The following is a 13,859-nucleotide window of genomic DNA, read 5'->3' on the forward strand; positions in this document are numbered from 1 at the left end:
GGTTTATCTATTTTTCTGCCAATGAGTAGATTTAGGTAATACCAATTCCAATAATGTTTGCGACAGATAAATTATTCGCAGGGGTTTAGCATTGCTAAACCCCTACCCATATGTCCCATTCTTTTTTTTAGTTGATATAAGTTTAACAGAGTTGAGTGGAATCAATGGGGATAGAAAAGTGGAACTGACTACCTTGATTGCTACCAGAGGATTCTGCCCAAATTTTTCCTCCCATGCCTTGGATAATCTGACGACAAATAGCCAAACCCAAACCTGTACCATTGATGCTACGTCGCAACCATCCTTCCGCCTGATAGAAACAGTCAAATATGGCTTCTAGCTGACTGGTTTCAATACCTATACCCGTATTAGCAACTATCACTTCTAACAAAAAGCTGCCATTTGCTTTATCTATGTTGCAAATAGATTATTTTCTCCATCACGGACGATGTTTCGATTTATCAGTAGGATACACCGCCATCAATATCCCTTAACAACAAGGTTTTCAGCCATAATCAACCTATTAAATAAACCATACCCGACCAAAATGGTCGGGTATGTTTGACTGGTATTTTTACTCGTGATACTATCAGGCGATAGCTGAAGGAAATCCAGGGAAAACTGATTATGACTCAGGCGATCGCAAATCAAAGTCAAAGTTCCACCGCAACTTTCAAAAATCTCAAATGTAAAGAATGTGGTGCAGAATACGAACTCCAGGCAAGCCATGTATGTGAATTATGCTTTGGACCTTTGGAAGTAACCTACGACTATAGCAACCTCCGTCGTACAGTTACCCGCGAGAGCATTGCCAATGGGCCAAATTCAATTTGGCGTTATCGTCAGTTTTTACCTGTAGCTAGTGAGAATCCCATTGATGTGGGTACGGGAATGACTCCTTTGGTTCATTCCCAGCGTTTAGCCCGTCGTCTGGGTCTGAAGAATTTATATATCAAAAATGATGCTGTGAATATGCCCACCCTGAGCTTCAAAGATAGGGTGGTGTCAGTAGCTTTAACTAGGGCAAAAGAATTAGGTTTTACCACCGTTTCCTGTGCCAGTACTGGTAACTTAGCCAATTCTACTGCTGCGATCGCTGCCCATGCCGGTTTGGATTGCTGTGTATTTATTCCTGCTGACTTAGAAGCCGGGAAAGTAATGGGTAGCTTAATTTACAATCCTACCTTGATGGCAGTTGAAGGTAATTATGACCAAGTTAACCGCCTCTGTTCGGAAGTTGCCAATACCCACGGCTGGGGATTTGTAAATATTAATCTGCGCCCCTACTACTCAGAAGGTTCTAAAACATTAGGCTTTGAAGTCGCCGAACAATTAGGATGGAAACTACCAGACCATATAGTTGCTCCCCTAGCATCCGGTTCCTTATTTACTAAAATTTACAAAGGCTTTAACGAATTTGTGGAAGTTGGCTTAGTGGAAGACAAGCCAGTGAGATTTAGTGGCGCACAAGCAGAAGGCTGTTCCCCCATTGCTAAAGCCTTTAAGGAAGATAGAGACTTTATTCAGCCAGTTAAACCCAACACGATCGCCAAATCAATTGCCATCGGTAATCCTGCAGATGGTATTTATGCTACAGAAATTGCTAAGAAAACCGGCGGTAATATTGAATCAGTCACCGATGCTGAAATCATCGAAGGCATGAAACTCCTAGCGGAAACCGAAGGCATATTTACCGAAACTGCTGGCGGTACAACAGTTGCTGTACTGAAAAAATTAGTAGAAGCTGGCAAAATTGATCCAGATGAAACCACAGTGGTTTATATTACTGGTAATGGTTTGAAAACCCAAGAAGCTGTCCAAGGCTATATTGGAGAGCCTTTAACCATTGAAGCAAAACTCGATAGTTTCGAGCGAGCATTAGAGCGTTCTCGCACCTTAGATCGCTTGGAATGGCAACAAGTCCTCGTTTAAGGGGTGAATTGTAAAGTATAGAGGCTAAATTTCTTTAAATCCTGATACTTTACATTTCACACTGCATAATTTATAACTTATCTTCCCACTATGTCCATCAAAGTTTTAGTTCCTACTGCCCTGCAAAAATTTAGTAATAACCAAGCTACCGTAGAATGTAGTGGTAACAACATTAGCGAATTATTTGACTCCTTAGAAACAGCTTGTCCGGGGATCAAAGCCAGATTATGTGATGAGCAAGGGAAACCACGGCGATTTCTCAATTTATACGTAAACAGCGAAGATATCCGTTTTTTAGATGGTGCGGAGACATCTCTTAAAGATGGTGATGAAGTCAGTATTGTCCCTGCTGTCGCTGGTGGTTAATTAATTTTTATTGGAAACCCTGAGAGCCCTGATTTTTAGAAGAAATTGGGGCTTTTGTTTATTATGCCCAATTCTCAGGTTGAGAGCTGAGGGCTCACTTATAGAGCTATGCGCAAGTAATAAGTAATAAGTAATAAGTAATAAGTAATAAGTAATAAGTAATAAGTAATAATTTTACTGTTCATAGGTTTCAACATTCAAAAATATCCTAACGTGCTTTCGTAGTGCTATATTTTGAGGAAAACTTATTAAGTATTGATTTATTAAGTACTAATTTATAAACTTTCTAGGCAAATAAATTCAATGTGATATTTTGATGATAAATATGCTAATTGCAGATAAATTCACCAATATAAACATAATCAGGTAATTTTATTTCTGTAATTAGATCAGTATTTGTGTTCAATTACATTGCATAAAATAAGGGATTCAACATGGTAAATGTATCTCAATCTTTTTTAATTGAAGCCAAGATAATTCCTGGCGTACACTACTCGGAAAATGGATTGGACATTGAAGCAGGTCTTTCATGGTTAGAAGTTTTAAAACACTCTTATGATGTAACTCCGTTGACAAATGCATACTTTAACCATGCAGTATGCAAGTGTTATTTTTCAGGCGGTGAAACCTATGTCTATCCACTAAAAGTAAATGAAATTAGATTGCGCTATGGTAATGATACTATTTTCGTACTATTTGATGAAGTGAAGCCTGCTACAGGCAACGTGGAGATACACATAGGCTTATATTTGTACGAAAGTTAAATCGAAAAGATTAATAATCTCATTCAACATTTCTATCCTAATCCCTCTTTAGTCACTCTGTGAAAATAAAAATCATAGCCAAATTTTCAACTGTAGATAGAGCGAGGATTTGATCGTTTATTTTCTAACATAATGCTTGAAATCAAGGTTTTTGGTAAAAGTCCTATCCTGTAAGGATTATAGATTATTATCTGCCGAAAGTGGCTGAAGAGGGCTAGTAACGGCTAATACCAAGTTGCTTTCAAAGATAGTATTTTTTCATTGCGACTGGATTTAGAGTGGAAGAAAGCAATCTCACTAACTCGAACTACTATAAGAGAATGCAACTTAGTATTAATCAATCAAATGGTTTATTCTTAATTTTCCGTGATTCGATCTAAAAACTGAATTAATTCATAGACAGATTGACATTTTGATACAGCATTTCTGTACTTTACTTGCCAATTCAGTTGGCGCGATACTCCGTTGGCGTAGCCTTCCCCGGAGGGGTACGAGTAGTCTTCGACCATTACATTTAACACTTCTATGGTAATTGAGGAATTGCTATCTGATACCACAACAAACCCAGCCCTTTGTAAAGCACGCTTTGTCCATAAGGTTTCTATTCCTCCACCAACTAAACTGATTTCACCACGAATTGGTGTATGCAAACGAAATTCTCCAGAAGTCGCATCAAATTCGACACCTTCACTCTGGAAAGTTTCAGTAAATATACCATTTAGGACTAAATCTTCCGGCGCACCAATTTCTAGAGAACCATCTGCTGTTAACAACCAGATTTTATCAGCAAGACGCAAAGCTAAATCTAAGTCGTGGGTAGAAAGCAAAATTGCTTGATTTGTTTGTTGTGCTAATTGGCGCAATAGTTGCATAATCTCTACACGACGGGGTAAATCTAAAAAGGCTGTCGGTTCATCTAGTAGCATTAAAGCAGGTTCCTGGGCTAAAGCACGAGCAATCATGATTTTTTGCCGTTCCCCATCGCTGAGTTGGTTGACATTGCGTTTAGCTAGGTGTAGGCTTCCTACAGATGCGATCGCCCATTGGACTATTTTCTCATCCTTTGTAGTTAAGTTTCCCCACCAATCAGTATAAGGATAGCGTCCCATACTTACCAAAGTTTCAGCAGAAAGCATTCCCACATCAATTTTTTCTGTGAGGACTAAACTCAGAAGTCTGGCTAACTCCTGTGGTGCTACATTATAGATGTCATTTCCCAGCAGTTCTACTGTTCCATGAATGGGGGGTTGCATTCCCGCTAAGGTTCGCAATAGGGTTGATTTACCCGCACCATTCGCACCCAATAAACAGACTAATTCACCAGGGATTAGGAATGCACAAATGTCAGGGATAACAATGCGAGTCCCACCCCGTGATGTTTTGTAACCGATAGCCAGGTTATTGGTGTTGAGAATTGGATGATTCATGGGGGATAACTGTAGACTTCTTGCAAAAGTATTTTTGTCCTGGAGTTTTGCGTCAATTCTCGTACTTATTACTTATTACTTATTACTTATTACTTATTACTTGACTTCTGCAAGAAGTCTTATGTATGGGAATGACGATGCAAAATCACCCAAGTAACCACGGGAGTACCAATCAAAGCTGTCACGGAGTTTAAAGGTAGGACAATTTGACTTCCTGGTAGTTGTGAGAGCAAATCTGCAATTAAGGCGAGAATTGCACCCACAAAGATGACAGCAGGGACTAGTATGCGGTGATCTGAAGTTTTGAACAAGCTACGACATAAATGGGGTACTGCGACACCTAAAAAAGCGATCGGTCCGCAAAAGACGGTAATTGCCCCTGATAAAATAGAGGCACTGGTAATAATCCAAAATCTTGCTTTTTGTACTGATAAACCCAAACTGCGAGCGTAATTTTCACCCAGTAGAAGTGTATTTAAGGATTTTGATAGCATTACCGACATTAACAAAGCTAAGTAGGTTGGCGTAAAAAATTATCGTTTGGATAAGGCAGGGGGCAGGGAGCAGGGAGCAGGGGGAACAAGGGTTTTAGGCTTATTTACTATTCTTCACATAGTTTGGTTTTATTGTGCCGACTTACTTAACAGCACTATGGGTGCTAAAACTAACATTTGTCGCCATGTGACAGCCGCAAAACTACCAACTGTCCATTGTAAGTATGATTGGATTTGTTGAGTTTCACTAAAGTTGAGTAAAATACTGACAATAGCACTGGTGGCATAACCAAACAATAGTCCTAAAATTAGCAGTGTCATTGTATCTTGGACGCGACGAGAAACAATTAACACTAACCCCAGTACCAATGATGCTCCTAAACTTGCTGCTAGGATTAAACTAAAATCACTAATTATTTCTAATTTTTGCAGTAATTCAGTTATACCAGTAATACTGACTGCTAATATTGCTAATGCTACTCCTAAGGAAGCACCAGAGCTAATTCCTAATATAAATGGTCCGGCTACAGGGTTTCTAAATAGGGTTTGCATTTGCAGTCCACTTGTTCCTAAAGCTGCACCAGCAAGAGTTGCGGTTATGGCTTTGGGTAAGCGAAATTTCCAAATAATAGTCGTCCAAGTTGCTTTTGTTGTTTCTTGTCCTAATAAGATGCTAATAACTTCTTGAATGGGAATATGGACGGAACCTAATGCTATATCGATTAAGAAGAATAATATCAAGCCTATAAGTAATATCAAGAAAACTAGGGAATTTATTCTGAAAAGATTGTGATTTTTACTTTTTGTAAATCTGTTATATTGATCCTTGATTAGGGACATATGAAATACTGAAAACATCATCTGAGTGAGCTAATATTCTATTGAGAATAAATTAGTTACTAGAATTAGACATTACTTTGTGTTGTTTGTGGCTGAATTAGAGGTTGTTGGGGTTTAATAAACAGCTTTTGTGATTCTATAAGAATCTTAGATTTAGACTGCTTTTGCTGTGATAATTTTATTCTTGTAGTTAGTGGAACAGTTGTCAGGTTAATTCCTGGATTTGGGTTTATTGTAGATGAAGTTTCAACAGCTTTGGATTGCAGTTTTTCTGTTTGCACTTTTGTGATTTTTGGCTTTAGAGGTGGTTTTATTTCTTCTTCTAAAGGTGGTTTAAAAAAGGTGATTTCAATTGGTGGTTCTGCAATTAGTGATACTTTTTTTATAAGATGAATAATACCATAAGCTAGTAAAATAATATGTAAAGCTAACGAAGCAACAAAGCTAGGCTCTAAAAGAGTTTTGAGAGATTTCTTTTCTCTTTCTCGCTGTTCTAAAATTTTGGCAGAATAAGTCATAATTATTGAAGCTGATTGATAGTTAATATAAATAGTATTTAATATCTCCGATGAATTATATAAATAACTATTCTAATTGCTGATAATAAACTAATTGATGATTGGGTAAAATTTCTGGATGGAAAATTTTAATTAAATCAGATAAAACTATATCAGGGTTACTAGTTCCACTTTCCCAATAATCGTTACCACCATTCTGATTAACACGATAATTATTGTTATAAACATTACCTTTCTCAACTGCTAAAAAATTACTATAGCGATTATCTTCAGCAATAATATCTGTTATTTTTTTCCAAGATTGACTAACATTGAGCCAATAGTCTGAGTTTGCAGCACGTTGAAAAACATCTTCAAAAGATAAAGGGGTGCTACCGGAATAATTACCTACACAAATATGGTTTGTTCCTGCGTCATTTAAATATTTTGCGACATAACTTTGACATCCTGGTATGTACCAATTACCTTTAAAGTTAAATCCTGTAAAAACTTTTGGTAGTTGTTTGCTAGACTTGGTTTTAGAAGCAATATTTTCATATTTTTTAGCTATTTTACTAAAGCTTTCTTGAGCAATATTTTCTTGATTAAAAAACAAAGCAGTAAACTTTAACCATTCTGCACGTCCTAGGGGAGACGTTTCCATATATTCAGCATTAATCCCTACTTTTAAACCTGCTTCCAATAGTTTAGGATGACTATCCAGTTGAGGATTACCCACCCCATAAGTCATCACTAAGTCTGGATCTAATTCTAAAATTTTTTCTATATTTAGATTCCGATTATTACCAACTTCCGCTACTTTCCCAGCTTTAATTTTATCCACTACTTCCGATGTATTAACTCTTTTTGTGTCGCTAACACCAGTAAGTTTATCTACTACTCCTAACTTAGCTAGATGGGGTAAATGAGTTGTAGAAAGGGAGACTAGAGAATTTATTGGTACAGCGATAATTTGACTTGATGAAAAGCCTTCTGGTGCTGGTGTCCCACATTGAACTAAAATATATTGAAACCCTTTTTTAGCATTACGCCAGGGATTTTTAACTGTGACTATTTTATAATTTTTGCGATATTCTACATTAAAGCCAATAGCATAATCTACAGTAATTTTTTCGGGGAAGTAGTCAGTATTGGGATTATAATCTTGAGTACATATTTCTTCTTGATTATCTTGGCTTTTAGTGGAAGAAATAGTTTGATTATTACAGGCGATCGAAAAAATAATAACCAGCATTAACTGAGTCAAAAAAACGAACAATTTTACTGGTTGATGAAATATTATTTTCATTGGTCACCTTGATAAAAAATACCACAGGGATAAATACTGTAGCTAGTTTTTATGATAATTAATTCCTGAGTTGCACAAAGCAAGCAAATTGTTCTATTGGATAAATCAAAAATACAAAATCAAAAATATAAAATTATTTTGGTTCTGGTGGATATAAATGTGTAGCTAGCTTTTCCCCCTTTACTAAATGTTGATTCACAATATTTTCCGTCACTTTGGGATTAGCACGAGTATACCAAGTCCTATCTTCTGAATAGAAGACTACTGGACCAAGTTTACAAACTTCCAAACAGCCAGAAGTTCTCACTTCGATATCCAAACCTGCTTTATCAACTGCTGCTTTTAGTGCTTCAAAAGTTGGTTTCCAGTTTTGGGAAGGAAGACAACGGGTAGAAGTACAAACGGATATGTAGGGATGTTTTAAAGGATTTTTCTCGAAAGGTATTGGCTTTTCACCTAATACATAAATCTCTCGTAATTCTTGGTACAAAGCTAGTTTACTCAGGTTAGGTTTCCCTTCTGGTAATAAATTTTCTTCTTCCACATAGGGGTTAGGTAAAAAGATTGTCATCAAATTTTCCCCTGCACCATTCCATAAATCAATTCCCCAACTTCTAGGCTTTCCTTCTGCATTGAAACGTCGATAAAAAGCCGCACGGCTTACTTGACGTTGTTGTCTTAATTCCAGTGGTGTTCTACAATGGGGACCACCTAAATTTGCTTCAATACATAGGTGAAGATGCCAACCTTCCGTGACTACGGTAAGATATCCATCATATAAAATACAAATTTTAGGTGCAGCATTAAATTCTAATTCTAATACACCACCTTGAACAATGTGTCCTACCCCTACTTGCTGCCAATTTTGTTGAAATAATGTGTAAGTAAGTGATGATAAAACGTCACAATTGGTATCAAATTCTTCATATTCTATATATCCTCCTGTTGATAAAGGTTCGGTGACAGTACGATTTAATGGTGTTACCCAAGGATTAAACTCACTCATGATAATTTTTAATTTGCAGTTACTAGTTATTAAAAACGTACCAATATAGATGATACATTTATTTCATCATGTTACCTAAAATTTAGCATTTACACCTACCTGAAAAACTCTACCTGCATCGGGAAAACCAGGGAATACTTGATATCTCTGGTTAAAAATATTATCTAAATTCCCAGTCACGACAAATGTATTACTTAAGGGTACTCTAACTTTAAAGTCAAAAGTTGTGTATCCCGCTAAAGACTCTGTATTACTATTGTTAGTTGGATATGCACCAAGGGAGTGCATGAGAATTCCTGCGTATAAACCTTGTGATGTTTCATAGGAGATTCCCAAATTTAAACTATCTGCACCTCTAAAACTTAATTCATTACCTTCTTCCGCAGAATTGGTACTTTCTAAAATACGCGGATCGTTGAGGGTATAGTTGGCAAAAGCATAGAAATTTCTTGCTAATTGTAAATTTAAGGAAGCTTCCAAACCTTGTGTCCGGACTAAACCAATATTTTCAAATGTAGAAACAGGACTTGCAAATTTAAAGGCAATTAAGTCAGAAATCCTATTGTTGAAATATGTCAAACGCAATAACCCAAATTTACCTAATTTCTGGTCAATTCCAATATCAAAACTATTACCTTTTTCTGGTTTTAAGTCAGGATTTCCGACGAAAGTACTACCTCTACCAAATAGATCAAACAGGGTGGGTGCTTGAAAGTTTCTCATATAGTTAGCACGAATGGTAGTAGAGTTAGAAATTGCTAACTTTGCACCTACAGAGGGTGAGGTAAATGAACTATTACTTAAACTATTAAAATCCTGACGCAAGCCAACGTTCATGTGAAAACTGGGGGTAAAATCAATTTCATATCTAGCGAAAATTCCCCCCTTACTAATACTGTCATCGTAACTCACAGTATTTTCATTAGTAACAAAATTAAAAGTGCTGTTTTTTGCTTCGACATAACGATAATCAAAGCCATAAACTAAGGCTTGATTCTGAGCAAATTTCCAACTGTGATTTACTTGAACTCCATAGGAATCTTGCTGGTTATCACGCCTGTTTTGAGAAGAAACATTTTCAAAACGAGTGTTTAAAAAATCAGCATAAACTCTTGCCGTTAGCAATGAATCTTCCCCATTTCCCAGTTTACTCTTCCAAATTACATCAGTTAAAACTTGGTCTGTATATTTACGATCATTGTCAGTTAAACTGTTAAAAGCAGCTGCAGGAACTGGAACTCCTCCTGGTACACCTTGTTCTTTACCCAGATACAGTGCGGAAAAAGTAAGACTATTGCGCTGATTTATATCAGCTTGGAGTTTTAAATTAAAATTGTTAGCAATAACATCATTGTTTTCTCTAGTTCCCTCAAAATTAGCCTCTGGAATCGAAAACGGATAATCATACTCTGCTTGGGTACGATTGTATCCCAACACCCAACCAATATTTCCCGACTTTCCCCTAGTTTGAATACTCTGCTGATTCAACCCATAGGAACCAATACTAACCTTAACGTCTGTGGTTGGTTTCTCTGTCGGACTACGGGTAATAATATTGATTACTCCCCCAATCGCACCGGAACCATATAGGGTAGAACCTCCTCCAGGTAACACCTCTATGCGTTCGATGTTGTTAGTGGGTATCTCCGATAAATCAAACCCTCCTGAACCCACATCATTAATTGGCTTTCCATCCAGCAAAATCAACACCTGATCGCTGCTGGAACCTCGGATAAATTGGGAGCTCAATCCTTGGAATTCCGTTCCCACCAAACCATCAGGGAGAATTCCTGGAAGAAATCGCATCGCTTCTCTAACATTCCGCGCACCTTGCGCTTCCATCTCTTCACCTGTAATTACGTAGACAGGACGAGTTGCATCTTTAACTGTACCTTCTCTACGAAATGGGGAGTAAACAGGTTGATTCAATAATTTTTCTATAACTGTCAGTTCTATGTCTGCTTCTTCTTGTGGCGATTCAGACTGGGAAACTTCATTCCCATATACAGCAATATTTTCAGCAATTAACGCAGTTACTACAGCAACATTAATTACGATGAATTGAATTCCCCAATACAAATTACTAAGAATATTTGTCATCTGTGCCTCGCAGATAGATGCTTTGTAATTAACAATTGGCGGGCATTCTGACTAAGAGATAAATATTATTTGTCTCATCACAGCTGCGGGACAGCGCCGGATTTACACCGAACTTTCCCCATTATCTCTGATGGCTGTTCCCCATCAGAACCAATTGAGTGATAAGTAATATACTACATCATGGTGTTGGCATTGTTCGATAATAGGTCATAATTGTTTGTATTTGCTGTATTTAGGACAGAATTATCCCCGTTCTATCATTCTTGGTAGAAAGTTCATTAATATTAATACTTTGCAACAGATAGTTTACGGGGTTAAAGAACGAAATCGATTAGAAGGGTATAAACAGAGTTGTCTTAATCGTCGCCTTCAGTCCTGTTCGCGCAGCATCTCCGGAGGAGTTAGGCTCAGGTATTTCTTACTTTAAAAATAGGAAGGTATTGTCAAAGTGGTAGACACATACTGCTAAAAAAGTCCTATCATATCGCGCTACGCATATAGGTTAAGACCTTGTTGAAAGCTGAAACTTATTACTCTTTCGGAGTTCGCCATTTGCTTTATGCCGGGGCACCCGTCCACCGCAATGGCTCACTTATTACTTATTACTTATTACTTATTACTTATTACTTGATAAGATAGCCATTCATACCAACTATCTAAACCAATTCCTGTTTGAGCAGAAACTTGAAAAATTTTGATTTCAGGATTTACCTGTTGGGCATATTCAATACATTTTTGCACGTCAAATTGGACATAAGGTAGTAAATCAATTTTAGTGAGAATCATAACTTCACTAGCGCGAAACATATGGGGGTATTTAATTGGTTTATCTTCCCCTTCAGTTACAGATAGAATTACTACTTTCAGATTTTCTCCTAAATCGAATAAAGCTGGACAAACTAAATTACCCACATTCTCAATCATCACCACTGAATTTAGAGGTGGATTGAGTTCGCCTAAACCTCTTTCTATCATTGATGCATCTAAATGGCATCCCGTACCTGTATTTATTTGGATAACTTTACACCCTGTTGACTGAATTTTTTGGGCATCATTAATAGTTTCTTGGTCACCCTCAATTACACTAATAGATAACTGATTTTTTAAGTCATTAATAGTTCGAGTTAATAAGGTTGTTTTACCTGCACCGGGAGAACTCATGAGGTTTAATGCCACTATATTTCTACCTTTAAACCACCCACGATTCTCAGCCGCTATTAAGTCATTTTTGGCTAAAATATCCTGTTCTAAAGATATGGTAGTACCATGAATATTGGCATGAATCTCAGAAACTTCATGGTTGTGAGTATGGGTAATTACCGTTCCATCTGGCAAAGTATGAGTATGGTGATGGGGAGTATGGCTCTTGTCATGAATTTCTGTTTCTAAACCAGTTTCAGGATTAATAATTTTGCTATTACTATCACCGGAACATCCACAGGTCACACACATAATTCTTCTACCTCTATCTCTTTAATTTTCAGTTCTTCACCAGCAATTAAATCTAGTTTGACGCTCCCACACTTACATCTACCAAAAGGCTGCTCTAAGGGAATTTCTGCACCACATTCACAACATTTTCCTAAACCGGGAATCTCTAATATTTCTAGTTTAGCCCCTGCTAAAACAGTACCTTGGGAACAGACATCAAAACAAAAACGTACGGCATCTGGCATAATAGCAGAAAGCTTACCTATTTCTAATAATACTCGCTTTACTTTTGCTCCTTGGGCATGTTCGGATACAATTGCCACAATATTTTGGGTAATGCCTAATTCATGCATAAAATAATCGATTTTAGATTTTATATTTTAGAGGGAGGTATATATTAACAAATACGTGGTAATTGATCTCCCACTAACATATCAACAATCCGCTCCGCACCAAAAATAGTTTTGAGGAGAACCACACCAGGAGGAGAAGTAATTACATCACCAATTATACAAGCATCTTTACCCGCTTCGTGGGATTTCATTGTAGATAAAACTACTTCTGCATCCTCTTTTTTTACCACTACTACTAACTTGCCTTCATTAGCTAAATAAAGAGGATCTAAACCTAATATTTCACAAATTCCTTGGACTTCTTCACGAATAGGTAAAGACTGTTCATGAAGACGAATCCCAATATCAGAACTGAGAGCAAATTCATTTAATACTGTTGCTAAACCACCCCGTGTAGCATCCCGCATGGCACGAACATGGGGACAAACTTTGAGAATCGTTTCTACTAAACTATTTAACGGCTGACAGTCACTTTCGATATTAGTTTCTAATGCTAATTCACCGCGAGCAATTAAAATTGCTGCACCATGATTGCCTAATTTCCCATTCACAATTACCACATCTCCCGGTTGAATATTGTGAGCAGAAATATTGATTCCATGAGGAATTACTCCAATACCTGTTGTATTGATAAATAGTTTATCTGCTGCACCACGATGTACAACTTTAGTATCACCAGTGACAATTTGTACCCCAGCTTTTTGCGCTGCACTTTGCATACTTTGGGCAACTTTTCTTAAGGTTGCTATAAGTAAACCTTCCTCTAAAATTACACTACAGGTAAGATATAAAGGTTTAGCACCACTGACAGCCAAGTCATTAATTGTGCCATTGATAGCTAATTCTCCAATGTCTCCACCGGGGAAAAATAGGGGATCAACAACATAGGAATCAGTGGTAAAAGCAAGTCTGTCTCCCTGTTGTACGAGACTAGCTAAACTCAAGCTGGCTTGATCTTCTAATTGTGAGAGTATGGGATTATCAAAATTGCTGACAAATATATCATCAATTAAATCCCGCATGGCTTTACCGCCGCTACCATGTGCCAAGTTAATGTTAGTATCTCGCACCTTACCTCGGTGACGGCGTAGCTGTTCTATTTTTTGAAACAGGGGATTTTGTGGTGTATTTGTCATTTCAGTTATCAGTTATCAGTTATCAGTTATCAGTTACCCCATCGATAAATCGAGGGGCTTGAAACTCAGAAAAAATTTTTGATTCTCCAACGTAGTTGTATAACATGATTTTAGGATTGCTTGCTTACATCACAATGACATATCTGAATAATTAGAAACTCCAGGTATCAATATAGATGAGGTTTAATTGGCAATATATTATAC

At 37.2% G+C, this 13,859-nt stretch carries 11 protein-coding genes, 2 pseudogenes and 1 riboswitch; of the genes and pseudogenes, 3 read left to right on the forward strand and 10 right to left on the reverse strand.

Annotation, left to right across the window (positions count from 1 at the left end):
- Nucleotides 1–142: 142 nt before the first annotated feature.
- Nucleotides 143–394: pseudogene (locus CALSC_RS05715) on the reverse strand (sensor histidine kinase); the annotation flags it as partial.
- 233 nt (nt 395–627) lie between these two features.
- Here CALSC_RS05715 and thrC point away from each other — a divergent pair.
- The 3 genes from thrC (at nt 628) to CALSC_RS05730 (ending at nt 3,062) form a co-directional block, all read left to right on the forward strand.
- Nucleotides 628–1,932 (forward strand): threonine synthase, encoded by a 1,305-nt coding sequence (gene thrC / locus CALSC_RS05720; protein ID WP_088240436.1) that lies wholly within the window; start codon nt 628–630, stop codon nt 1,930–1,932.
- Between the two features lie 90 nt (nt 1,933–2,022).
- Entirely contained in the window at nt 2,023–2,298 is a 276-nt protein-coding gene (locus CALSC_RS05725) for a MoaD/ThiS family protein (RefSeq protein WP_088240437.1), read from the forward strand.
- 434 nt (nt 2,299–2,732) lie between these two features.
- Nucleotides 2,733–3,062 carry a hypothetical protein gene (locus CALSC_RS05730; protein WP_088240438.1) on the forward strand — a complete coding sequence of 110 codons (330 nt, stop codon included), beginning with the start codon at nt 2,733–2,735 and terminating at the stop codon, nt 3,060–3,062.
- A gap of 356 nt (nt 3,063–3,418) precedes the next feature.
- Here the strand turns inward: CALSC_RS05730 and CALSC_RS05735 are convergent, their stop codons facing one another.
- The 9 genes and pseudogenes from CALSC_RS05735 to hypE form a co-directional block, all read right to left on the reverse strand.
- Nucleotides 3,419–4,489, reverse strand: a complete 1,071-nt coding sequence (locus tag CALSC_RS05735) for an ABC transporter ATP-binding protein (RefSeq protein WP_088240439.1) — start codon at nt 4,487–4,489, stop codon at nt 3,419–3,421.
- 119 nt (nt 4,490–4,608) lie between these two features.
- Nucleotides 4,609–5,823: pseudogene (locus tag CALSC_RS28140) on the reverse strand (iron chelate uptake ABC transporter family permease subunit).
- A 65-nt stretch (nt 5,824–5,888) separates the two neighbouring features.
- Nucleotides 5,889–6,341: a hypothetical protein gene (locus CALSC_RS05750; protein WP_088240441.1), complete on the reverse strand. Its 453-nt coding sequence runs from the start codon at nt 6,339–6,341 to the stop codon at nt 5,889–5,891.
- A 67-nt stretch (nt 6,342–6,408) separates the two neighbouring features.
- A complete protein-coding gene (locus CALSC_RS05755) occupies nt 6,409–7,629 on the reverse strand; it encodes an ABC transporter substrate-binding protein (protein WP_088240442.1) in 1,221 nt (406 codons plus the stop codon).
- 133 nt (nt 7,630–7,762) lie between these two features.
- On the reverse strand, nt 7,763–8,635 hold the full coding sequence (locus tag CALSC_RS05760) for a (2Fe-2S) ferredoxin domain-containing protein (RefSeq protein ID WP_088240443.1): 873 nt from the start codon (nt 8,633–8,635) through the stop codon (nt 7,763–7,765).
- 75 nt (nt 8,636–8,710) lie between these two features.
- On the reverse strand, nt 8,711–10,735 hold the full coding sequence (locus tag CALSC_RS05765; RefSeq protein WP_088240444.1) for a TonB-dependent receptor plug domain-containing protein: 2,025 nt from the start codon (nt 10,733–10,735) through the stop codon (nt 8,711–8,713).
- Nucleotides 10,736–10,755: 20 nt separating this feature from the next.
- Nucleotides 10,756–10,905, reverse strand: a riboswitch (cobalamin riboswitch).
- Between the two features lie 439 nt (nt 10,906–11,344).
- On the reverse strand, nt 11,345–12,187 hold the full coding sequence (gene hypB, locus CALSC_RS05770) for a hydrogenase nickel incorporation protein HypB (RefSeq protein WP_088240445.1): 843 nt from the start codon (nt 12,185–12,187) through the stop codon (nt 11,345–11,347).
- The gene (hypA, locus tag CALSC_RS05775; protein WP_088240446.1) at nt 12,178–12,519 is read right to left on the reverse strand and encodes a hydrogenase maturation nickel metallochaperone HypA; all 342 of its coding nucleotides are present in this window, start codon (nt 12,517–12,519) and stop codon (nt 12,178–12,180) included. Before hypA ends, hypB begins: the two co-directional genes overlap by 10 nt.
- A 44-nt stretch (nt 12,520–12,563) precedes the next feature.
- Complete coding sequence (gene hypE, locus CALSC_RS05780) at nt 12,564–13,655, reverse strand: hydrogenase expression/formation protein HypE (protein ID WP_088240447.1); 1,092 nt, start codon at nt 13,653–13,655, stop codon at nt 12,564–12,566.
- Nucleotides 13,656–13,859: the final 204 nt, after the last annotated feature.

Origin of the sequence: Calothrix rhizosoleniae SC01 (assembly GCF_900185595.1) — a bacterium.
Taxonomy (GTDB): Bacteria; Cyanobacteriota; Cyanobacteriia; order Cyanobacteriales; family Nostocaceae; genus Calothrix_A; species Calothrix_A rhizosoleniae.